This is a genomic window from Lawsonibacter faecis, from assembly GCF_014287675.1.
Lineage (GTDB): Bacteria > Bacillota > Clostridia > Oscillospirales > Oscillospiraceae > Pseudoflavonifractor > Pseudoflavonifractor faecis.
Genome location: NZ_JACOPQ010000011.1, coordinates 1 through 22,910 on the forward strand (window position 1 = coordinate 1; position 22,910 = coordinate 22,910).

Here is a 22,910-nt window from a genome sequence, read left to right on the forward strand (position 1 = left end):
AGGGCGCAATCACCATGCAGGCGGGGACCGACGGCGGATGCATCAGCATCCCGCTCCCTCTACGATTCCCGCCGCCTGTGCAATTCATCACCGGATGAAGTTGGTCCTTAAAGGCGACTCCCGCACCGGCGCGGGCACGCCGGCCTTCCGCCCTGCCTCGATGGATTTGAGAAGCCACGCCATGTTCTCCCCCAGGGTACGCATGGTCTGGAGGCCCTCCTCGTCCCTGCGCACTTCCTCCGGCGTGGAGCCGTGGACCTGGTTCCAGTACTGGGAGGAGACCACCGGCATACTGGAGATGGTGAAATATTTATTGAGCTGGTCGAAGGCCGCGCTGGCCCCGCCCCGGCGGCAGGAGACCACCGCCGCGCCCGGCTTCCCGGCCATGCGCCCGCCGCTCGCGTAGAAGAGCCGGTTGAGGAAGGAGGTAATCTGCCCGCTGGCGGCGGCATAGTACACGGGGGAGCCCGCCACGACCGCGTCGATGGCGTCCAGCCGGGAGAGCACGTCGTTGACCTGATCGTCAAAGACGCATTTTCCGGTCCGGCCGCAGCCGCCGCAGGCGATGCACCCGGCCACGGGCTTTTTGCCCAGGTAGAGAAGCTCCGTCTTAATGCCATGCCCGTGCAGCGTCTGAGCCACCTCGCTCAGGGCGGTGTAGGTGCAGCCGTGCTCATTGGGGCTGCCGTTGATGAGCAGTACTTTCATGAGTCATACCTCCTTAATTGCTGCGTCTGCGGCAAATTCCCGTCAGGAAAACAGAGAACAGGCGCAAACTGTCTGCCATTCCCTAGAATTATATTCCATCCGCACAGTTTTTCAAGCACATTCCTCAAAATGCTGCATTCCTGGGGAAAAACGTCCGACCCGGTGGAGATCTTCCGGCGGTCACATTATTTACAAATTCCCATACCAATGATAAAAGAATTATGATATGATACAAAACAGATATTTATGCCCAACATTGACCGCGGAGGGCCTGACGATATGAAAAAGAAATGTGCTCTGCTGCTGCTGGCGGCTGTCCTGCTGGGACTGCTGTCCGGCTGCTTCCGCTCGGTGGACGAGCTCTACTCCCTGCCCAAGCTCCCGGAGGAGTACCAGAACCTCCAGGCCAAGATCGAGGAGATCACCGGCGCGGGCGCGGAGTACTCCGCGCCCCAGCGGGGCGAGAACAACCAGCCCGTCCAGCTCAAGGATCTGGATGGGGACGGCGTGATGGAGGCCATCGCCTTCTTCCGGGTGAGCACCGCCAGCGCCGATGAGAAGCCGCTGAAAATCTACATCTTCCGTCTGACCGACAGCGGCTACGAGGTCGGCGCCGCCATTGAGGGGGACGGGTCCGCCATCCAGTCCATCACCTATGAGGACGTCAACGGCGGTCCGGCCAAGGAGCTGGTGGTGAGCTGGCTGTCGGGCGGCAACGCCACCACGCTGTCGGTCTACTCCGTGGAGCGGTTTGAGGTCACCGAGCTCATGCGCAGCAGCTACAACAGCTTCAAGCTCCAGGACCTGGACATGGACAACCGCAAGGAACTGGTACTGGTGCGGATGGACCCCATCGAGGGGCGAAACCGTGTGGAATTCTGGGACTCGGACGGGGACAGTCTGCTCCTGCGCAGCTCCGCCATGCTCTCCCAGGGCGTCACGGAGCTGGTGACCGACAGCCTGAAGGTCCCCTTTGTCCAGGAGGGCTACCTCCGGGGTGACACGCCGGTACCCGCCCTCTTCGTCACCTCTTACCAGGGGGAGGAGATCCTCACCGACATCTTCGCCTGGCGGGATGAGGCCCTGGTAAACATAACGATGGAAGAGAACGAACCGGGGAGCGAGATCGCCGGCGGCGTGAGTTATATCACCAGACGGGATAAGGACGATGCCAAGATTACCGACATCAACGGCGACAACGTTCTGGAAATCCCCATGCCCGTCGATATGGCCTCCAGCGATTCAGTGGTCACCGCAGAGGTGCTCTACGAGTGGGTTCAGTTCGACCTGAGCGGGAAGGGCGTTAAGGTCTTCACAACCTACCACAATTTTAAGGATAATTGGTACTTTATCCTGCCTGAGAGCTGGGAGGGGCGCGTGGATGTGACCCAGTACGCAAGCTCCGGGGAGGAGGCCACCGTCTTCTCTCTGACCGGCGCGGCAGGAGAAGAGGGGGAGAGCGTCCTGACCATCTATAAGCTCACCGGGCCCAACCGGCATATGCGCGCCCGGATGGGCGGCCGCTTTACCCTGGACCAGGATGAGAATACCATCTACTCCGCCGAGCTGACGGGAACCCGGGACTACGGCCTGGACCAGGCGGACGTGCTGGAGCGGTTCTGCCAGAGCAAAACCGACTGGTCCTCCGGGACATAGCCTCTGCCCCTGGACAGCCGGCCGAATGATGAAAAATCACTGCATTTCCGCGTGTCCGCAACGGCGCGGAAACGATTGGAGTACAAGGAGGGAGCACCATGAAAAAAGTTCTCGTGTTGGAAGACGAGGCCAATATCCGCAGCTTTGTGGTCATCAACCTCAAGCGCGCGGGCTATGAGGCCATTGAGGCCGGAACCGGCGAGGAGGCCCTCAGCCAGCTGCGCCGGAATCCGGATATCAAGGTTGCGCTGCTGGACATCATGCTGCCCGACATGGACGGCTTTGAGGTCTGCCGCCGTATCCGTGCCAGCAACAGTCAGATTGGTATTATTATGTTAACTGCAAGGACCCAGGAGATGGACAAGGTCACCGGCCTGATGACCGGCGCGGACGACTATGTGACCAAGCCCTTCTCCCCGGCGGAGCTCACCGCCCGCATCGACGCGCTCTACCGCCGGGCGGGGGGCGGCGCGGTGGAGGACAGCGGAGAAATCAGCCAGCCGCCCTTCCTGCTCAACACCCGCAACCGCACGCTGGAGAAGAACGGACAGCGCGTGAAGCTCACCCAGGTGGAGTACTCCATCGTCAAGCTCTTCATGGAGAAGCCGGGCCAGGCCCTCTCCCGGGAGGAGATTCTGGATGCGGTATGGGGCCGGGACTATTTCGGCGAGCTGAAGATTGTAGATGTGAACATCCGCCGCCTGCGCATCAAAATCGAGGACGACCCGCAGAACCCGTCCTATATTACGACGGTGTGGGGATACGGGTACAAGTGGGGGTTCTAGGGCGGGCCGAAGCGGGTCGTCCGGGGCCCCGCAGAGCGGGGCGCTGATTGAAGTGTTTTTTCATTTTCTTTGACCCGGTGGTGAGGTAATGGAAGCAAGACAAAAAAAGTTCAAGGGCATACGAAAGCGCTGGATGGTCAACTCCATCAGCGTTGTGCTGCTCATCGTCCTGCTGGCGGTGACGGCCTTCTCCATCGCCCTGGCGGGGTACTACTACTCCAGCATGAGCTTCGAGCTCAAGGGCAAGGCGGAGAGCGCCGTGAGCGGCGGGAATATCAGCAATAAGAACGACTACCTCACCTACGCCCAGGAGTATGTCACCAATCGCTTCGGCGATCAGGACCACATTCAGGTCCAGTTCATCAGCGCCGCCGACGGCACGGTCCAGGTCTCCAGCTACGGCATGGACGAGAGCTACGGCCTGTCTACCGGCACCGCCCCCGGAACCCCGGACATCGCCGAGGCCATCGAAAAGGTGGAGACCAGAATCTGGACGGGGAGCGACCCCCACACCGGGGAGCATATTATGGCAGTCTCCAGCCCCCTGGTCATCAACGGACAGGTGGAGGCGGTGGCCCGGATGGTCACCTCCCTGCGGCTGGTGGACTGGCAGATCGCCGCCGTCATCGGCATCGCCCTGGCGGTGGGAGCCCTGATTCTGGCGCTGGTCTATTTCTCCAATCTCTACTTCGTCCGCTCCATCGTGGAGCCGGTGGCCGGCATCACCGAAACAGCCAAGCGCATCGCCGCCGGGTCCTACGGCATTCAGATTGAGAAGAAGTTTGACGACGAGATCGGCGACCTCACCGACACCATCAACGATATGTCGCTCAAGATCAAACAGTCCGAGAAGATGAAAAGCGAGTTTATCGCCTCGGTCTCCCACGAGCTGCGCACCCCACTCACCGCCATCAACGGCTGGGCCGAGACCATCCAGAACGGCGAAGTCCGGGACGCGGAGGACGTGCGCAAGGGTATGGGCATCATTGTCTCCGAGGCCCGGCGGCTCACCAACATGGTGGAGGAGCTGCTGGAGTTCTCGCGGATTGAGGACGGCCGCTTTACCCTATCCATTGAGAGCGTGGACATCAAGGCCGAGCTGGAGGACGCGGTCTACACCTATAAGGAGTTCTTCCGCAAGGAGGGGATCGCCCTCAACTATGAGGATACCGAGGAGGAATTTCCTACCATTGAGGCCGACCCCGAGCGGCTGAGACAGGTCTTCTCCAACCTCTTCGACAACGCCGCCAAGCACGGCGGGTCCGGCAGGCGCATCGACACCGCCATCGGCCGGGAGGAGGATTCGGTGGTCATCACCATCCGGGACTACGGCCCCGGCATTCCCGAGGAGGAGCTGCCTCACGTCAAGTACAAGTTCTACAAGGGCTCCTCCAAGGCCCGCGGCAGCGGCATCGGCCTGGCGGTGTGCGACGAGATTATCTCCCGCCATAACGGCACTCTGGACATCGGAAACGCCGAGGGCGGCGGGTGTGTCGTCACCATTCGCCTGCCGATTGGAACATAGGTTCGATAAAACGCTTGCAATTTAGAATGGCGTCTGATATACTGCAATTAAATTAAAAAGAGACGCGGCGCGCGGCGGCTCCGAGGAGCCGCCTTCGCTGTGGACCGCGGGCAGATAAGACTGACTTTTGCGGATTTTGATAGATAAGGGAGTTACCGAATGTCTAACGAAAATAAGTCCTGCGCCACGCCCTTCAAGACAATGATTGGCGGGCAGGCGCTCATTGAGGGCATCATGATGATGGGCCCCGAGAAAAAGGCCATCGTCGTCCGCAGGCCGGACGGCGGCCTGGAGGAGAAGGTGGAGGAGCGCATCCTCATCAAGGACAAGCACCCCATTCTGGGCGTGCCCTTCATCCGGGGCATCTTCAGTTTCGGATCCTCCATGGCCAACGGCGTCAAGGCCCTCATGTACTCCGCCGAATTCTATCCCGAGGAGGAAGAGCAGGAGCCGGAGGAACCCTCCAAATTTGAAAAGTGGCTGGACGCCAGGCTGGGCAGCGAAAAGGCCGCCAGCTTCTTCATCACCCTGGCGGTGGTGCTGGGCATCGGCTTCTCCGTCCTGCTCTTTTTCATTTTGCCTACCTTCCTCACCGGCGGCATCCTCTACTTCTTCCCCAATTTCCCCCTGTGGGGCCGGAATCTGGTGGAGGGAATTTTGAAAATCGCCATCTTCATGGGCTACTTATTCCTGTGCTCCAAGATGAAGGATATCCGGCGGGTGTTCTCCTACCACGGAGCGGAGCACAAGACCATCTTCTGCTATGAGAAGGGACTTCCGCTGACAGTGGAGAACGTCCGGGCCCAGCCCCGGCACCATCCCCGCTGCGGCACCAGTTTCCTCTTCGTGGTCATCTTTATCTCCATCCTCTTCTCCAGCGTCTTTTTCGCCTTCTTCCAGTTTACCAACGTATGGCTGCGCACCCTGGTCCATCTGGCCCTTCTGCCGCTGGTGGTCGGCGTCACCTATGAGATCAACCGCTATATGGGCGGCCATGAGAACGCTCTCACCCGCATCTGCACCGCCCCCGGCCTGTGGATGCAGAACTTTACCACCTTCGAGCCGGACGACTCCATGATCGAGGTGGGAATCCGCTCCCTGGAGCTGGTGCTGCCCAGCGAAAAGGGGAAGGACGCCTGGTAAGGGAAATGTGAAAAAGGAAGAGCAGGGAGCCGGGCGGGCCGCGGAGCTTATTGCGGCCTGCGCGTCGCTCACGGCGGGTCATTGTGTGTTGACCGACTGCCTGCTGCTCTTGTTGGGGGAATCGGTTTGGCAACGACCTACAATAATTTGTATCTCGATGCGAGGAAGCAATTGAAGGCGGCGGGTGTGGACGCCGCACAGCTGGAGGCCCGGGAGCTGATGTGCTGCGCGGCCGAAAAAACCCGGGAACAATTTTACCGGGATCTGCCTCTCTACGTCTCCGCCGAGGTGGAGGCCCGCATGGCCGGTCTGTTGGAGCGCCGCCTGGCGGGCGAGCCGGTGGCCTACATCATCGGGGAGTGGGAGTTCTACGGACTGCCCCTGGATATTTCCCGGGACGTGCTCATTCCGCGGATGGATACCGAGGTCCTGGCCGAGCGGGCCATCCTCCTGGCCCGGGCCGCCGGGGAGGGGGCACGGGTGCTGGATCTGTGCGCCGGCAGCGGCTGCGTGGGGCTGGCGGTGGCCGCCAATGTGCCCGACTGCCGGGTGGTGCTGGCGGACTACAGTGAGGAGGCCCTGAAGATCTGCAAGCAGAACGTCCGCCGCAACGACCTGAACGCCAGGGTGACCTGTGTCCAGGCTGACGCCCGGCAGGCGCCCTCGGCGGTGCTCTGGGACTTTGACGTAATTGTGTCCAATCCGCCCTACATCCCCTCGGGCGATCTGCCGGGGCTTGACGTATCTGTCCGGGATTACGAACCCATGCTGGCCCTGGACGGCGGGACGGACGGCCTGGACTTCTACCGGGACATCGCCTCCAAATGGGGGGCGGCTCTGCGCCTGGGCGGCAGCCTGATGTTTGAAGTGGGCATCGGCCAGGCCCCCGATGTGGAACTGCTGATGGCGCAAAACGGCTATGAGCACATCCAGACCAGCCGGGATACCGCCGGTATCTGGCGGGTCGTGGAGGGGACACTGGAAAAATAAAAGCGGAAAAAAGAAAAGAGCGGCTGGGCAATTGCGCCGCCCGTCTTTTTTCTTTCTTCTTTAACTAAGAAGGGATGGATTATCAATGGCTGACAAGAAAAAGTCCAGCGTGGAGGCCGCGTCTCCCGCGTCTGACAAGAAGAAGGCCCTGGAGACCGCCATGGCCCAGATTGAAAAAACCTACGGCAAGGGTTCCATCATGCGCCTGGGCGAGAACCAGGGCGTAGTGGTGGAGGCCATCCCCACCGGCTCTCTCTCCCTGGATCTGGCGCTGGGCATTGGCGGCGTGCCCAAGGGCCGTATTATTGAGGTCTACGGCCCCGAGTCCTCTGGTAAGACCACTCTGGCCCTCCACATTGTGGCCGAGGCTCAGAAGCGGGGCGGCGAGGTGGCCTTCATCGACGCCGAGCACGCCCTGGATCCCACCTATGCCCGCGCCCTGGGCGTGGATATTGAGTCCATGCTGATCTCCCAGCCCGACACGGGCGAGCAGGGCCTGGAGATCTGCGAGGCCCTGGTCCGCTCCGGCGCCATCGACGTGGTGGTGGTGGACTCTGTGGCCGCTCTGACCCCCCGGGCGGAGATTGAGGGCGACATGGGCGATTCCCATGTGGGCCTGCTGGCCCGGCTGATGAGTCAGGCGCTGCGAAAGCTGGCTGGCTCCATTGCCAAGACCAACTGCATCGTCATCTTCATCAATCAGCTGCGTGAGAAGGTGGGCGTGATGTACGGCAACCCCGAGGTCACCACCGGCGGACGGGCGCTGAAATTTTACGCCAGCGTCCGTATCGACGTGCGCCGCATTGAGGCGCTGAAGAACGGCGGCGAGATCGTGGGCAACCGCACCCGCGCCAAGGTGGTCAAGAACAAGGTTGCACCCCCGTTCCGGGAGGCTGAATTCGACATCATGTACGGCGAGGGCATCTCCAAAATCGGCGAGATTCTGGACCTGGGCGTGAAGCTGGAGGTGGTCCAGAAGTCCGGCTCTTGGTTCAATATGGGCGAGCTGCGTCTGGGCCAGGGACGGGACGCGGCCAAGCAGTTCCTGAAGGACAACCCTGAGACTGCCGACCTCATCGAGGCCGAGATCCGGAAGAACTCCTATAAACTTATGAGCAATCAGTCCCGGGCGGCCGCCCGGGCGGCCGGCAGGGCCGTGGACGTGAGTGCCGAGGACTTTGAGGACGGCGAGGATGCGGATCACTAAACTGCTCCCCTCCACGAAGATCCAGGGCCGCTGGCTGTGCTGTCTGGAGGATGACTCCATTCTCCGGGTTGGGGAGAACGAGGTGGTGGCCTTCGGGCTCTACTCCGGCATGGAGCTGACGGAAGACCTCCGGCGGGAGCTGGAGGAGGCGGTGCGGCGGTCTGACGTCCGGGAAAGGGCCCTGGACCGCATTGCCGCCCGGCCCATGTCCCGGAAGGAGCTGGTGGAGAAGCTCACCGCCCGCCCCCGGGACCCTGAAAAGCCCGCGATTCCGACGGAGGACGCCGAGGCGGCGGCGGACTGGCTGGAGGGGCTGGGCTACCTCAACGACGCCGAGTACGCCCAAACGGTGGCCCGGCACTACTCCGCCAAGGGCTTTGGACCCCGAAAGGTCCGGGACGAGCTCTTCAAGCGGGGAGTGCCCCGGGCGTACTGGGACGCCGCGTTGGAGGAAGCCGAGGCGCCGGAGGACGGGATCGACGCCTTTATCCGCCAGAAGCTGAGAGGGCGCCAGCCCGACGCCAGGGAGCTCAAGCGGGTCTCCGACGCACTGGCCCGGCGGGGCTACCGCTGGGAGGACATCAAGTCCGGCCTGCGCCGTTACGGCGCGGAGCTTGAGGAAGAATGAGAAGAGAAGCGGACACGGCCTGTCGTGTCCCCGCGCGGGCCGCCGGCCCGCGCGGGGGCGCGATTTGCCATGTCCGCTTTCCGGCGCCCTGCAATTGGGGCTGTACAACCCGGCCGTTTCGTGATATCCTTATTTGACCTATTTTTCTAAGGAGTATGCTGTCTTGAATACTTATAAAGTGGCGTTTGTCTCCCTTGGCTGCGCCAAAAACTTGGTAAACACTGAGCAGATGATGGCCCTTTGCCGTGACGCGGGGCATACCGTCACCGCCGACGCAGAGGGGGCTGACGTGGCCGTGCTCAACACATGCGGCTTTATCGACTCCGCCAAGAGCGAGGCCATCGACCATATTCTGGAGCTGGCGGAGCTGAAAAACCAGGGCGTGCTGGGGAAGCTGCTGGTCACCGGCTGCCTCTCCCAGCGATACCGGGACGAGCTGCTGGAGGATATGCCCGAGGTGGACGGCATTCTGGGCACTGGCAGCTATACCGATATCGTCCCCGCCATCGAGGCTGTGATGGAGGGGGACCAGCCCACCTTCTTCGGGAATATTGACGACACCATCGAGGATGGGGCCCGGATGGTCTCCACCCCCGGCTATACGGCCTACCTGAAGATCGCCGAGGGCTGCGACAACCGCTGCTCTTACTGCATCATTCCCTATCTCCGGGGCCGCTACCGCAGCCGGACGATGGAATCCCTGCTCGCTGAGGCGAGGGAGCTTGCCGACCGGGGCGTGAAGGAGCTCATCGTCATCGCACAGGACATCACCCGCTACGGGATTGATCTCTACCACAAGAGGATGCTGGGCGAGCTGCTCCGGGAGCTGTGCAGGCTGCCCTTCCACTGGGTGCGGCTGCACTACCTGTACCCCGACGAGCTGGATGACGCGCTGATTGACGTCATCGCATCCGAGCCAAAGATCCTCCGTTATATCGATATCCCCCTCCAGCATATCAACGACGGCATTCTGAAGGCCATGAACCGCCGTGGCAGCAAGGCGGAGATTGTGGCCCTGCTGGATAAGCTGCGTGCGCGGCTCCCCGGTCTGGTGCTGCGCACCTCTCTGATCTGCGGCCTGCCCGGCGAGGGTGAGGCCGAGTTCGAGGAGCTGTGCGATTTTCTCCGGTCGGCGGGTATTGAGCGGGCGGGGATCTTCCAGTTCTCCCCTGAGGAGGGGACGCCCGCGGCCGTTATGGAGAACCAGGTGGACGTCGATGTAGCCGCACGGCGGGTGGAGCTTCTGGTGGACCTCCAGTCCCGGGTGATGGACGACTTCAACGCCCGGCGGATGGGGGAGACACTGGAGGTTCTCTGCGAGGGCTTCGATCCCGACATGGGCTGCTATGCCGGGCGTTCCTATGCGGACTCCCCCGACGTGGACGGCAAGGTGTACTTTACCGCCGCGGGCGTGGTAAGCGCGGGCGAGTTTGTGCAGGTGCGCATCACAGGCGCGGAGGATGGAGATTTGATGGGTGAGATCGAGGAGGATTGAGGCCATGAATACAGCCAATAAGCTCACGCTGACCAGGGTGTTCCTCATCCCCCTCTTCCTGGTGGTCCTCTACCTGGATTTCCCTTATAATCAGCTGATTGCCCTGGCCATCTTCGTTTTGGCCAGCGTGACCGATTTTATCGACGGCTATATCGCCCGGCACTACGATCAGGTTACCGACTTCGGCAAGTTCATGGATCCCCTGGCCGACAAGCTGCTGGTCATGGCCGCGCTGATCTGGTTTGTGAGCGCAGGCCGCTTCCCGGCCTGGGCCATGCTGGTGGTGGTGGCCCGGGAGTTCGCCGTCACGGCCCTGCGGCTCATCGCCGTGGAGGGCGGGCGCGTGATCGCCGCCGCCTGGTCGGGAAAAATCAAGACCGCATCCACCATGGTGGGCATCTGCGTCATGTTCCTCTTTCCCAACGGCGTGGCGGACGTTGTGGTGATGGCGGTTATCGTCCTGACCACCCTCTACTCCGGCGTGGAGTATTTTGTGAAAAACAAGGACGTTATCAACTGGAAAGATATTTAAACAGAAAAAATGGGGTGAAACAATCGTTTCACCCCATTTTTTCTGTGTTGCGATACTCTGTTCGCCACCGGGGCAATGAGGAGCAATACCGCACTTCAAAAAAAGAGCTGTGAGAATGGCCTCTACATGTTTCCGAAACGGAAAGGTCTTCCCAGTCGCTGCGCATCCGAGGTCCCTTTCATCTGGGACTGCCGCTGCTCCGGGGCATCCCGCCTGCACGGGAGCCGGGCCGCGCCGCGGCGTGTACGAGTCCAAGGTAAATCCACGCCCCCGCCAGATAGGCCGGCAAATCAAGCGGGTCGCATACCGCCCCCGGCTTGTAGAGCGGCGTGACCAGCTCCCAGAAGAGGCCGCACAACAGGGCGAAGCCCGTAACAGACAGGGGGCGCGTCAGGGGTGGGAGCCGTGCTAAAATCAGCAGGAGGGCGGCAATGGCGGGAATCAGCGCCCCTGCCAGCAGATCGCTGAAATACCAGGCGAAAAACAGGTGGACAGCCCCCGTGGTCCCAGGGAGGAAAAACAGCCGGTTGCAGAGATAGAGCAGGGCCGCGGCCAATATCAGCCCGCACTGGGGGACGCACCGCCTCAGAACAGGGAGAGCAGAACAACGGCCACGATAATTCCCACCACGACGGCCAGCACCGTCCCGCCAAACCCCAATCCGCCCTCCGCGCGCCCCGGTTCGGACGGAGGCGGAGTAGGGTCCGCGCGGGCCATATCCTCCTGGGTTAGAGTCTCCTCGTCCCGGACCACCTTGACCACGCCGCAGTTTTCAAAGGCCCGGGCCGAGGCATAGGCCTCCTTCAGCGTAAGTCCCTGCCAGACCGGGAAGGGGAGGTTCCCAACGGCGTCGCAAGCCTCGCAACGGGTCATCCCCGCCCTGTTCTGAAGCGTCTCCAGAACTTCCTCGGGTTTGGGGACGTCGCTCATCAGCACGACGGCGTAGGTGCCCTCCCGCGGGGCGGGTCCGGCCTCCCGCGCCTCCTGGGCCAAAGGGTATCCGCAGTGGATGCAGGCCGGGGCCTGGTCGGAGATCTCTTTTCCGCACTCGGGACAGTGAATGAGCGCCATAGGCTGCCTCCCTTCGGTTGCCGTTTACTACAGCCCAAGCATACCATAAAAGCAGATAACACGCAATGGTCCGGTGTCCGCAGCGTTTTTATGGTAAAAATGAATAAAAATTTTTAGGACAAATGACTTTTTGTTTTACAAACGCGTCGCTTCAATCGTCCCAGCCCTTGGGAGACAAGGCCTCCGGCCTATGGACTGACGCTCCAAATGCTGTCAAATTGCACAGAGGAGCGGGCCTTGACAAGGGGAGCGTTAGTGATTATAATAAAAGCACAACAGGAAGACAAGTGAAGAGCGACAGACTTATATAGGCCCATAATTGGTTGGGCGTCTCTACCAGCTACCGGAAATAGCTGCGCTATAAGTCTCTGAGAGCAAGATCTGTTTTTGGAGGCGGCGGCAGCGTGGACGGCGGCTTTTTTGCTGCCCTTGTTCCCGGCGTGCCGATTCCAGCTCAAAACTGAATGCAGGAACTTATATAGGCCCGAGATTGGTCGGGCGTCTCTACCAGTTGCCGTAACAGCTGCGCTATGAGTTCCCGGTAAACGGCCGGGATACTTATACGCTTCGGACGGCGGCTTTTTTGCGCCCATTTGTCCGATCCCGCCGGATTAAGGGGAGGCAGGCTATGAACAGCAATTCCTTCGTACTGAAAGGGGACTTCTGCTACAGCAGGGACCCCAGGCACCTGGAGACCGTGCGGGACGGCTTCCTGGTCTCGGTGGACGGCGTGTCCGCCGGTATCTATCAGATTCTGCCCGAGCCCTACTGGGGCCTGCCTGTGGAGGACTGGAGCGGCAGGCTCATCATCCCCGGCCTCACCGACCTCCACGTCCACGCACCGCAGTACGCCTTCCGGGGGCTGGGCATGGACCTGGAGCTGCTGGACTGGCTGGAGGCCCATGTCTTCCCGGAGGAGGCCAAGTACCGGGACCTGGACTACGCCGGGAAGGCCTACGGGATTTTCGCCGGGGACCTGAAACGGGGGGCCACCACCCGGGCCTGCATCTTTGCCACGGCCCATACCGAGGCCACCGAGCTTTTGATGGATCTCCTGGAGGAGACCGGCCTGGAGACCCTGGTGGGCCGGGTGAACATGGACCGCAACTGCCCGGACTTCATCCGGGAGAGCGGTGCGCGCAGCTCCGCCAAGGAGACGGTGCGCTGGCTGGAGGAGACCTCGGGCAAGTACCGCCGCACCCGCCCCATTCTGACCCCCCGCTTCATCCCCTCCTGCACCGACGAGCTGATGGAACGCCTTGCGGAGATTCAGCGGGAATACCATCTCCCCGTCCAGTCCCACCTGTCGGAGAACGGTGGAGAGGGCGCCTGGGTTCAGGAGCTGTGTCCGGCCTCCCGTTTTTACGGGGACGCCTATGACGCCTTCGGCCTCTTCGGCGGCGGGGCGAAGACCATTATGGCCCACTGTGTGCTCTCCTGCGACGAGGAGATTGCGCTGATGAAGGAACGGGGCGTGTATATCGCCCACTGTCCACAGTCCAATACCAACCTGTCCTCCGGTGTGGCCCCCGTGCGGCGCTACCTGGACGAGGGCCTGAACATCGGCCTGGGCAGCGACGTGGCGGGCGGGTCCAGCCTCTCCATACTCCGCGCCGTGGCGGATGCGGTGCAGTGCTCCAAGCTGCGCTGGCGGCTGCTGGACCAGACCCTGGCCCCCCTGACGGTGGCCGAGGCCTTCTGGCTGGGCACCGTGGGCGGCGGTTCCTTCTTCGGCAAGGTGGGTTCCTTCGCCCCGGGCTACGAGCTGGATGCCGTGGTCCTGGACGACAGCCATTTGAAAACCCCGCTGGAACTCAGCGTGGGCGACCGCCTGGAGCGGGCAGTCTATCTGACGGAAGAGAGGGATGTGGCAGCGAAATACGTCAAGGGGCAGAAAATCTTTTAAATCCGTGCGAACCGTGGGAAACTCATCGTGGTAAGGAGACAGAGGCGGCAGGTGTGTGCCGCTTTTGTCCCGAAGCTCTATGAATGAAAGAGAGGGTCCAATCATGAGTACACCGACAAAAGCCCCCAGCGGCACACTGGACAGAGTGTTCCACCTCAGCGAGCGGCATACCGACGTCAAGACCGAGATCATCGCGGGCGTCACCACCTTCATGACCATGGCGTACATCCTGGCGGTCAACCCCGACATCCTCAGCGCGTCCGGCATGGACAAGGGCGCGGTCTTCACGGCCACCTGCATCGCCTCCATCCTGGCGACCGTACTGATGGCGGTCTTCTCCAACTACCCCTTCGTCCTCTCCGCCGGCATGGGCCTGAACGCCTATTTTGCCTTTACCGTGTGCGGCAACATGGGCTACTCCTGGCAGATGGCGCTGGCCGCCGTCTTCGTGGAGGGCGTCATTTTCATCCTGCTCTCCCTCACCAAGGTCCGCGAGGCCATCTTCAACGCCATCCCCATGCCCCTCAAGCACGCGGTATCGGCGGGCATCGGCCTCTTCATCGCCTTTATCGGCCTGCAAAACTGCAAGCTGGTGGTGGAAAACGCCAGCACCAAGGTCAGCGTCTACAACTGGCACAACAACGCCGCCATCTTCAACACCGAGGGCATCACCGTCCTTCTGGCGGTCATCGGCGTGCTCATCACCGCCGTCCTGGTGGTGAAAAGGGTCAAGGGCAACATCCTCTGGGGCATCCTGGCAACCTGGCTGCTGGGCATCCTCTGCGAGCTGGTGGGCCTCTATGTCCCCAACCCGGACATGGGCTTCTTCAGCGTGCTGCCCAACTTCACCTCCGGCTTCGGCGTGCCCAGCATCCTGCCCACCCTGGGTCAGGTGGACTTCTCCGCCCTCATCAGTGGGAAATGGCTGGACTTCCTGGTGGTGGTCTTCGCCTTCCTCTTCGTGGACATGTTCGACACCCTGGGCACCCTTATCGGCGTGGCCTCCAAGGCCGATATGCTGGATAAGGACGGCAAGCTGCCTAAAATCCGCGGCGCTCTGCTGGCCGACGCCGTCGGAACCTCCGCCGGCGCCCTGCTGGGCACCTCCACCATCACCACCTTCGTGGAGAGCGCCTCCGGCGTGTCCGAGGGCGGCCGCACCGGTCTCACCGGCCTCGTCTCCGCGGCGCTGTTCGGCGTGGCTCTTTTCCTGTCTCCCATCTTCCTGGCCATCCCCTCCTTCGCCACCGCCCCGGCTCTCATCGTCGTGGGCTTCCTGATGGTCAGCGCCGTCCTCAAAATCGACCTCAACAACCCGTTTGAGGGCATCCCCGCCTTCATCTGCATCATGGCCATGCCCTTCATGTATTCCATCAGCGAGGGTATCGCCATGGGCACCATCTCCTACGTGGTCATCAACCTCTTCGGCGGCAAGGAGCGCCGCAAGACCATCAGCATCGTCATGTATATCCTGGCCATCCTCTTTGTCCTCAAGTATATCCTCATTTAACACCGACTGCGCGACTGGCCCGGTCCTCTGGGGAGGGCCGGGCCATGCATCATTCCTCTGAAAGGGAGTGCCCCATATGGAAATCGGAATCCCCAAAATCCGCGTGGACGCCGCCGACAAGGTCACCGGAGCGGCCAAATACACCGGCGACCTGGAGCCGAGGGACTGCCTGGTTGCCCGGGTGGTCCACAGTACCATCGCCAACGGGCGGGTGGTGTCCATCGACGTCTCCGAGGCGGAGAAAGTGCCCGGAGTGGTGAGAATCCTTACCTGCTTCGACGTACCTGACATCCAGTTCCCCACCCCCGGCCACCCCTGGAGTGTGGAGGCCGCCCACCAGGACGTGTCCGACCGCAAGCTTTTAAATCAAAGGGTCCGGGTCTACGGGGACGATATCGCCGCCGTGGTGGCGGTGGACGACGTGGCCGCCGCCCGGGCCGTCCGGGCCGTTCGGGTGGAGTACGAGGAGTACCCCGCCTGCGTCACGGTGGACGACGCGCTGAACTCCTCCGCGCCCCCCATCCACGAGGAGAAGCCGGACAACGTGCTGGTCCGCTCCGCCCTCAGCGTGGGCGATATGACCTTCGACGAGGCCGCGGCCTCTGAGCCGGACCTCCTCCGGCTGGAAAAGACCTATGAGACCCAGACCGTCCAGCACTGCCACATTGAGCCGCCGGTCTCCCACGCCTATATGGCGGGCGGGAAGATCACCGTGGTGACCTCCACCCAGATTCCCCATATCGTCCGCCGGGTCATCGGCCAGGCCCTGGGCATTCCCTGGGGGGATGTGCGGGTGGTGAAGCCCTACATCGGCGGCGGCTTCGGCAACAAGCAGGACGTCCTCTACGAGCCGCTGAACGCCTGGCTCTGCCAGCAGGTGGGGGGCCGCTGTGTCAAGTTGGAGATTTCCCGTGAGGAAACTCTGGCCAATACCCGCGTCCGCCACGCCATCCGCTTCCAGGTGGAGGCCGCCGTCCGGCCGGACGGCGCGGTGGTGGCCCGGCGGCTGAGAGCCGACTCCAACCAGGGGGGCTACGCCTCCCACGGCCACGCCATTGTGGCCAACGCCGCCAACTGCTTCAAGCAGCTCTACCGGGACCGCAAGGCACTGGAGGCCCAGTGCCGCACCGTCTACACCAACATCGCCACCGGCGGGGCCATGCGGGGGTACGGCATTCCCCAGGCCGACTTCGCCGCCGAGTGCATGGCGGACGACTTGGCGGCCCTGGTGGGCATGGACCCGCTGGAGTTCCGCTATCTCAACTGCATGGGGCCCGACTACGAGGACCCCCACACCCATGTGAAGTTCAACAGCTACGGCCTCAAGGCCTGCATGGAGAAGGGCGCCGGGTTCATCGGCTGGAAGGAGCTGCGGGAGAAGTACAGGGGCCAGACCGGCCCCGTCCGCCGTGGCGTGGGCATGGCCATCTTCTGCTATAAGACCGGCGTGCACCCTATCAGCCTGGAGACCGCCTCCTGCCGGATGCTCCTCAACCAGGACGGCTCGGTACAGCTCCAGATGGGGGCCACCGAGATCGGCCAGGGAGCCGACACCGTCTTCATCCAGATGGCGGCGGAGTGCACCGGCATCCCCGCCGGGCGCATCCACATCGTCTCCGCCCAGGACACCGATACCGCCCCCTTCGACACCGGGGCCTACGCCTCCCGCCAGACCTACGTCAGCGGCAAGGCGGTGAAGAAGACCGGCGCGGTCTTTAAAAGGCGCATCCTGGACTACGCCGCCGGCATGCTCTCCCGGCCGGCGGAGGCCCTGGACCTCCGGGGCGGGGAGATCGTGGACGCATCCTCCGGCGCGGCCCTCCTGCCCCTGGGCGAGGTGGCCGTCACCGCATTCTACTCCCTGGACAAGTCGGTACATATCTCCGCCGAGGAGACCTCCCACTGCAAGGAGAACACCTTCGCCAGCGGCGTGTGCTTCTGCGAGGTGGAGGTGGATATTCCCATGGGGAAGGTGAAGGTGCTTAATATCGTCAACGTCCACGACTCCGGCGTGCTCATCAACCCCAAGCTGGCCGAGGCACAGGTACACGGCGGCATGAGCATGGGCCTGGGGTACGCGCTGGGCGAGGAACTGATCTACGACGGCAAGGCCCGGCCCCTGAACCCCAACCTCCTGGACTACAAGCTCCCCACGGTGATGGACACCCCCAAGCTCAACGCCCTCTTCGTGGAGGTTCCCGACCCCACCGGCCCCTTCGGCAACAAGGCCCTGGGCGAGCCGCCCGCCATCCCCGTGGCCCCCGCCGTCCGCAACGCCGTCCTCCACGCCACCGGCGTGGCCGTGGACTCCCTGCCCCTCACGCCCCAGAAGCTGGTGGAGCGCTTCACCCAGGCGGGACTGATCTAATGGAGACGGGCCGCCGGGAGCGGCTGCCCGCGACACAGGAGGCATATTATGTACGATATTGAACGATTTTACCGGGCGAAGGACGTGCCCGACGCCGTCCGCGCGCTGGAGGCGGACCCGGACGCCATGCTGATCTCCGGCGGCACGGATGTGCTGATCCAGACCCGTGAGGGGAAGCTGGCCGGGTGCAGCCTGGTGAGCATCAACCAGCTCCCGGAGCTGACGGGCATCCGGATAGAGGAGGACGGCACCATCGTCATCGGCGGCGCCGCCACCTTCTCGGATATCACCAACAACAAGGCCCTGCAGTCGCGCATCCCCATCCTCTGCTGGGCGGTGGACCAGGTGGGCTCCCCCCAGATCAGAAACGTGGGCACCATCGGCGGCAACGTGAGCAACGGCGTCACCTCCGCCGACTCGGCCTCCAGCCTCTTCGCGCTGAACGCCGTGGTGGAGCTGACCGGCCCGGACGGCGTGCGCCGCCTGCCCATCGCCGACTACTACGCCGGCCCGGGCAAAACGGTGCGGCAGCACAGCGAAATCCTGACCGCCATTCGCATCGCCAGGGCGGATTATGAGAATTACGGCGGGCATTATATCAAGTACGGCAAGCGGGAGGCCATGGAGATCGCCACCCTGGGCTGCGCTGTCTGCGTTAAGCTTACGGAGGACAAACGGCGCGTGGACGATCTGCGCGTCGCCTTCGGCGTGGCCGCCCCCATCCCCATGCGCTGCCATGAGACCGAGTCGAAGGCGAAGGGCATGGCCCTGGACGCCGACCTGCTGGACGCCGTGTCCCAGGGGGTGCTGGCCGAGGTGAAGCCCCGGGACAGCTGGCGGGCATCCAGGGCCTTCCGGCTCCAGCTGGTGTCCGAGCTGAGCCGCCGGGCGCTGAGCCGGGCCATCACGTTTGCGGGAGGTGAAATCCATGCTTGATATCATCACCATGACCGTCAACGGCCGGGAGCAGGAGGTGGCCTACGATGTGCGGGAGTCCCTGGCGGACACCCTGCGTAACCGCCTGGGCCTCACCAGCGTGAAAAAGGGCTGCGAGGCCGGGGAGTGCGGTGCCTGCACCGTCCTGGTGGACGGCAGGGCCGTCAACTCCTGCGTCTACCTCACCGCCTGGTGCGCGGGCCGGAGCGTCCTTACCGTGGAGGGCATCAAGGGGCCCAACGGGGAGCTGTCCCCCATCCAGCAGGCTTTTGTGGAGGAGGCCGCCGTCCAGTGCGGCTTCTGCACCCCCGGCCTCATCATGACCGCGGTGGAGATCGTGGGCACCGGCAAGCGGTACAGCCGGGAGGAGCTCAAGAAGCTCATCTCCGGCCACCTCTGCCGCTGCACGGGCTACGAGAATATTCTCAACGCCATGGAGCGTATTGTGGAGGAGACCTGGGAGAAGCACGGCGTCTCGTAGGCTGGGCGCAGCTTCCCTGAGGGGCGGGCCCGCCGGAGCAGACTGTCAATCGCGCGCTTCCTATCCCGTGGAAAAGTCTGTCCGCGCCTCCTCTCCCACAAAGCCAAAAAGCTTTGCGTGGCCCCCGTTTGTTTTCGCAGGGCAAGGACTCCGTCACTGCCGCCAAGCCCTGATTTCTTCCACAGGAACAGGAGGGAGATTATGAAAAACGTATTTTGCCGCACGCCGCTTTGGGAGGCCGCCAAAACCCTGGCCGGCGTGGCCCAGGGGCGGGCCCCGGCCCAGCTGGTGGTGCGCGGCGCCCGGCTGGTCAACGTATGCACCGGAGAGATTCAGTACCCCGTGGATGTGGCGTGTGCAATGGGCCGCATCGCCTACGTGGGGAGCGACGCCACCCACTGCATCGGGCCGGAGACCAGAGTGGTGGACGCTGAGGGGAAGTACCTCGCACCCGGCCTGCTGGACGGGCATATCCATATCGAATCCTCCATGCTGACCCCCGTGGGCTTCGCTGCCGCCGTAATCTCCCACGGCACCGTGGGCGTCTACTTCGACCCCCACGAGATCTGCAACGTCCTGGGGCCCAGGGGCGTGGAGCTGATGGTGGAGGCTGCCGGAAGCACCCCCCTCAAGGCCATGCTGACCATGCCCTCCTGTGTCCCCGCGGTCCCCGGCTTTGAGGACACCGGGGCCAGCGTGGACGCGGCCGACGTGGCGAAAGCCATGGAGGACCCCCGCTGCGTGGCGCTGGGGGAGATGATGAACGACCCCGGCATCCTCACCGGGGCCGACGGTCCCCACGCCATCGTGGCCGAAACCCTCAGGGCGGAGCGCACCGTCACCGGGCACTACACCATGCCCGACATGGACCGGGGCCTCAACGCATATATCGCCTCCGGCGTGCGCTGCTGCCACGAGTCGGTCCGGGCAGAGGAGGCACTGGCCAAGATGCGCCTGGGCATGTACGCCATGCTGCGGGAGGGCTCGGGCTGGCGGGATCTCCACGAGGTGGCCAGGGCGGTGGCCGGGCATAAGGTGGACAGCCGCTTTGCCGTCCTGGTCACCGACGACGCCCACCCCCATACCCTGGTGTCCGAGGGCCATGTGGACCGGCTTCTTCGCCGTGCGGTGGCCGAGGGCATCGACGCCGTGGCCGCATTGCAGATGGTCACGATCAACTGCGCCCAGTGCTTCCAGATGGACCAGGACCTGGGCTCCATCACACCCGGCAAGTGCGCCGATCTGGTGCTCTTCGATGACCTGCAGAATTTCAGCGTCCGGCTGGTGGTGATTGACGGCGAGCCTGTGGCCCAGGACGGTGCGCTCACCGCGCCCCTGCCGGCCGCGGCCTTCCCCGAGTGGGCCCGCCGCTCCATGCACCTGCCCGGCCCGGTCACAGCGGAGCAGTTGACCGTCAGGGCCCCTGTGGACGAGGGACCCGTCAGGGTGCGCACCGTCGAGGTCATCGGCGGCAGCGCCGCCACCCGTGAGGCAATCGTGACGCTCCACGCCCGGAACGGACAGGTGGGGGCCGACCCCGCCGCCGACGTGCTCAAGGCCGCCGTCTTCGAACGGCACAGGGCCACCGGGAAATTCGGCCTGGGCTTTTTGAAGGGCTTCGGCATCACCCGCGGGGCCATGGCCTCCACCGTGGCCCACGACGCCCACAACCTTTTGGTGGTGGGCGCGTCCGACGCGGATATGGTCCTCGCCGCCAACACCCTTCTGGACTGCGAGGGCGGCATGTGCGCCGTGCTGGACGGCAAGGTCTTAGGCCTCGCCCCCCTGCCCATCGCGGGGCTGATGGGGGAGGGGAGCGCGGAGGAGATGGCGGCCCTGGTAGAGACACTGGGTCAGGCCTGGGAGACGCTGGGCTGCACCCTGCCGGCGCCCTTCATGACCATGGCGCTGGTGTCCCTGGCCTGCATCCCCGAGCTGCGCCTCACCGACCGGGGCCTGGTGGACTGTCGGGACTTCACCTTCGCAGACCTCTTTGCGGAGGATTGATGACGGCGGCATCGCACAATGGAGGCGGACATACCCGAAGGGTATGCCCGCCTCTTTTTTATTCAGACCGGCCCCCCTGAGAGGCCCGGGTGGTGAGGTCCACACAGCGTTCGATTTCCAGCCCGCCGCTGTTCAGAGCCATGTGGAAATGCTGGGTCATGCCCCATCTCCTGTCGGTGCAGAGCCGGCAGCAGGAGGCTCGGCGTCCCGGGAGGGCGGGGACCTGCCTGCACTTCGTCTACGCCCTCGGGCCCCGTTTCGTCACCGCCGTCTTTTCCCCGCGCTGGGGATGGGCCTGGCGCTCTTTGGCTTCCTGCCGCGGGGCCGTATCCTCTTTTTAGACCTCTCCGGGGTCAACACCTGGGCCGGAATTCTAAGCCGGCGGGACGCAGCGGAAAAAAGGGCTCATAAAAGGAAAGCGCGCGCCCTGTGCTTCTCCGTTTTTCTTATTGCAAAGCCCGACGCTTTCTGCTAAAATACAATAGATTGATTCTGTGAAACGGGAATTCCCTGTAGGAGATGGCTGAATGGATAACAGAGAACGGACGGAGAAGCAGCGCGTCAAGGCCGAGCGCCAGCGCCAGGAAGACATCGCCCTGAGCAAGGTCCTCTACTGGTTCGGCGGGGCGGTCGTCATGGAAGTGCTGCTGTTTCTGACGAAGAGATATTACATTGATTTTGATACGTCCGAATGGAGCGTCAACCTGGCGTACGGCATCGGACAAGCCCTAAAATTCATCCCCATCGCGGCTCTGATTCTGGCCGTCCTCGGTTTCGTCTGGTGCTTCTCACGCAAGCGGCAGGGGAAGGGCGGCGTGCTCCCCTGGGCGGTCTCGTCCTTCCTGCTGGGGCTGGCGGTCTGCTCCTTCCTGGTGTACCGGTTCAATCCCTCCGGCGCGGACCTACTGACCTACCTCATCCCCGTGACCGCCGTGCTGGCCCTGATCTACTACCTCTATCAGCGGGAGTTTTTCACCGTGGCGCTGACGTGCACCGCCGGGATCGTCGGCCTCTGGGCCCTGTTCAAGGACGGCGGGCGCGGCGCGCGGACTTACGCGCTGCTGGTCTTGCTGGGAATTTTCCTGGTGGCGGTGGCCGTCCTGGCCCGGGTCCTCCAGAGCAGAGGCGGGGTTCTCTCCATTAAGGGCAAAAGCCTGGAGGTGCTCCCCAAGAACGCCAACTATGCGCTGCTCTACATCACCTGCGCCGTCATAGCGGCGGCCCTGGTGGCCGCCCTGGCCCTGGGCGCGGTGGTGACCGTTATGGTCTACTACGCGGTGCCCGTGGCCTGGCTGCTGATTATGGCCGTGTACTATACCGTCAAGCTCATGTGATGGATACGAAAGAGGCCCTGTCCCTACCGGACAGGGCCTCTTTTTATGCCAAGAGAAGGTATCATTTCACAGCTTTTACAGCGAACTTTCATGGAGAGAGCATGGAGACCATCATGGGCGACACCGTCTTTGTCCAGGAGGGCTATCGGTACGGCATGGGCTGGGGCTGGACCTCAGAAGCGGCGAGCTTATCTACACCCACGGCGGCATTGTGGAGAGCTACACCACAAATATGCAGATTCTGCCCGGGCAGGGCGTGGCAATCATTGTGATGTTCAACGCCTGCGACTACTTTGTCTCCAACGCCATGGCCCCGCGCTCTCCTATATATCGCCTACAGGCTGATGGGCGGGGGGCGTATGTTCAGACGCACGCGGTCATCGACGGTATTCTGCCGGGTATCCTAATTGTCGCCGTCCTGCCGCTGTTCCGGCTGAAAAATGCTGCGCGAAGCGGAGAGAGCGGCCGGGCGCGGGCAGCATCCTGTTCACACTCCTCGTGCACGCGGTACTGCCGACGCTGATACTCAACGGCGACCCTGATGGCGGGAATTCCTATGGGCGTGGTGCGCGGCTTCGCACCGGATATCCTCTTCGTTCAGGTGGTGGCAGCGAAATTTTGTATCTGA

19 protein-coding genes and 2 riboswitches are annotated in these 22,910 nt (G+C 63.0%); of the genes, 16 read left to right on the forward strand and 3 right to left on the reverse strand.

Going from position 1 to position 22,910, the window contains the following annotated elements:
• Nucleotides 1–87: 87 nt before the first annotated feature.
• Nucleotides 88–708, reverse strand: a complete 621-nt coding sequence (locus H8S62_RS13170) for a flavodoxin family protein (protein ID WP_155146072.1) — start codon at nucleotides 706–708, stop codon at nucleotides 88–90.
• A 279-nt stretch (nucleotides 709–987) separates the two neighbouring features.
• Between H8S62_RS13170 and H8S62_RS13175 the strand changes: the two genes are divergently transcribed.
• The 9 genes from H8S62_RS13175 to pgsA all read left to right on the forward strand — a co-directional run bounded on the left by H8S62_RS13175 (nucleotide 988) and on the right by pgsA (nucleotide 10,669).
• Entirely contained in the window at nucleotides 988–2,364 is a 1,377-nt protein-coding gene (locus H8S62_RS13175) for a hypothetical protein (RefSeq protein ID WP_155146070.1), read from the forward strand.
• A gap of 98 nt (nucleotides 2,365–2,462) precedes the next feature.
• Complete coding sequence (locus tag H8S62_RS13180) at nucleotides 2,463–3,149, forward strand: response regulator transcription factor (protein ID WP_155146068.1); 687 nt, start codon at nucleotides 2,463–2,465, stop codon at nucleotides 3,147–3,149.
• An 88-nt stretch (nucleotides 3,150–3,237) separates the two neighbouring features.
• Entirely contained in the window at nucleotides 3,238–4,674 is a 1,437-nt protein-coding gene (locus tag H8S62_RS13185; RefSeq protein WP_155146066.1) for a sensor histidine kinase, read from the forward strand.
• Nucleotides 4,675–4,833: 159 nt separating this feature from the next.
• Nucleotides 4,834–5,817 carry a DUF1385 domain-containing protein gene (locus H8S62_RS13190; protein ID WP_155146064.1) on the forward strand — a complete coding sequence of 328 codons (984 nt, stop codon included), beginning with the start codon at nucleotides 4,834–4,836 and terminating at the stop codon, nucleotides 5,815–5,817.
• Nucleotides 5,818–5,943: 126 nt separating this feature from the next.
• Nucleotides 5,944–6,807 carry a peptide chain release factor N(5)-glutamine methyltransferase gene (gene prmC, locus H8S62_RS13195; protein ID WP_186919743.1) on the forward strand — a complete coding sequence of 288 codons (864 nt, stop codon included), beginning with the start codon at nucleotides 5,944–5,946 and terminating at the stop codon, nucleotides 6,805–6,807.
• An 85-nt stretch (nucleotides 6,808–6,892) separates the two neighbouring features.
• Entirely contained in the window at nucleotides 6,893–8,014 is a 1,122-nt protein-coding gene (recA, locus tag H8S62_RS13200) for a recombinase RecA (RefSeq protein WP_155146060.1), read from the forward strand.
• A complete protein-coding gene (locus tag H8S62_RS13205) occupies nucleotides 8,001–8,642 on the forward strand; it encodes a regulatory protein RecX (RefSeq protein ID WP_155146057.1) in 642 nt (213 codons plus the stop codon). Before recA ends, H8S62_RS13205 begins: the two co-directional genes overlap by 14 nt.
• 163 nt (nucleotides 8,643–8,805) lie before the next feature.
• Nucleotides 8,806–10,137: a 30S ribosomal protein S12 methylthiotransferase RimO gene (rimO, locus tag H8S62_RS13210; protein ID WP_186919745.1), complete on the forward strand. Its 1,332-nt coding sequence runs from the start codon at nucleotides 8,806–8,808 to the stop codon at nucleotides 10,135–10,137.
• A gap of 4 nt (nucleotides 10,138–10,141) precedes the next feature.
• The gene (gene pgsA, locus H8S62_RS13215; protein WP_186919747.1) at nucleotides 10,142–10,669 is read left to right on the forward strand and encodes a CDP-diacylglycerol--glycerol-3-phosphate 3-phosphatidyltransferase; all 528 of its coding nucleotides are present in this window, start codon (nucleotides 10,142–10,144) and stop codon (nucleotides 10,667–10,669) included.
• Between the two features lie 178 nt (nucleotides 10,670–10,847).
• On the opposite strand, the gene H8S62_RS13220 is transcribed toward pgsA, so the two are convergent.
• Nucleotides 10,848–11,225 carry a hypothetical protein gene (locus tag H8S62_RS13220; RefSeq protein ID WP_155146052.1) on the reverse strand — a complete coding sequence of 126 codons (378 nt, stop codon included), beginning with the start codon at nucleotides 11,223–11,225 and terminating at the stop codon, nucleotides 10,848–10,850.
• 29 nt (nucleotides 11,226–11,254) lie between these two features.
• The gene (locus H8S62_RS17805) at nucleotides 11,255–11,740 is read right to left on the reverse strand and encodes a zinc ribbon domain-containing protein (RefSeq protein ID WP_207723543.1); all 486 of its coding nucleotides are present in this window, start codon (nucleotides 11,738–11,740) and stop codon (nucleotides 11,255–11,257) included.
• Between the two features lie 283 nt (nucleotides 11,741–12,023).
• Nucleotides 12,024–12,121: riboswitch (purine riboswitch) on the forward strand.
• 73 nt (nucleotides 12,122–12,194) lie between these two features.
• Nucleotides 12,195–12,291: riboswitch (purine riboswitch) on the forward strand.
• Nucleotides 12,292–12,368: 77 nt separating this feature from the next.
• Here H8S62_RS17805 and H8S62_RS13230 point away from each other — a divergent pair.
• The 7 genes from H8S62_RS13230 to H8S62_RS13260 all read left to right on the forward strand — a co-directional run bounded on the left by H8S62_RS13230 (nucleotide 12,369) and on the right by H8S62_RS13260 (nucleotide 22,282).
• Nucleotides 12,369–13,646 carry an amidohydrolase family protein gene (locus tag H8S62_RS13230; protein ID WP_186919749.1) on the forward strand — a complete coding sequence of 426 codons (1,278 nt, stop codon included), beginning with the start codon at nucleotides 12,369–12,371 and terminating at the stop codon, nucleotides 13,644–13,646.
• A 103-nt stretch (nucleotides 13,647–13,749) separates the two neighbouring features.
• Nucleotides 13,750–15,156, forward strand: a complete 1,407-nt coding sequence (locus H8S62_RS13235) for an NCS2 family permease (protein ID WP_186919750.1) — start codon at nucleotides 13,750–13,752, stop codon at nucleotides 15,154–15,156.
• A 76-nt stretch (nucleotides 15,157–15,232) separates the two neighbouring features.
• Nucleotides 15,233–17,524, forward strand: a complete 2,292-nt coding sequence (gene xdhA, locus H8S62_RS13240; RefSeq protein WP_186919752.1) for a xanthine dehydrogenase subunit XdhA — start codon at nucleotides 15,233–15,235, stop codon at nucleotides 17,522–17,524.
• A 48-nt stretch (nucleotides 17,525–17,572) separates the two neighbouring features.
• Nucleotides 17,573–18,460, forward strand: coding sequence for a xanthine dehydrogenase subunit XdhB (xdhB, locus tag H8S62_RS13245; protein WP_186919753.1), 888 nt, complete (start codon nucleotides 17,573–17,575; stop codon nucleotides 18,458–18,460).
• The gene (gene xdhC, locus H8S62_RS13250) at nucleotides 18,453–18,941 is read left to right on the forward strand and encodes a xanthine dehydrogenase subunit XdhC (protein WP_155146040.1); all 489 of its coding nucleotides are present in this window, start codon (nucleotides 18,453–18,455) and stop codon (nucleotides 18,939–18,941) included. The genes xdhB and xdhC overlap by 8 nt, the downstream gene beginning before the upstream one ends.
• A 201-nt stretch (nucleotides 18,942–19,142) precedes the next feature.
• Nucleotides 19,143–20,948: an adenine deaminase gene (ade, locus tag H8S62_RS13255; protein ID WP_186919755.1), complete on the forward strand. Its 1,806-nt coding sequence runs from the start codon at nucleotides 19,143–19,145 to the stop codon at nucleotides 20,946–20,948.
• A gap of 527 nt (nucleotides 20,949–21,475) precedes the next feature.
• A complete protein-coding gene (locus H8S62_RS13260; protein WP_186919757.1) occupies nucleotides 21,476–22,282 on the forward strand; it encodes a hypothetical protein in 807 nt (268 codons plus the stop codon).
• Nucleotides 22,283–22,910 lie beyond the last annotated feature (628 nt).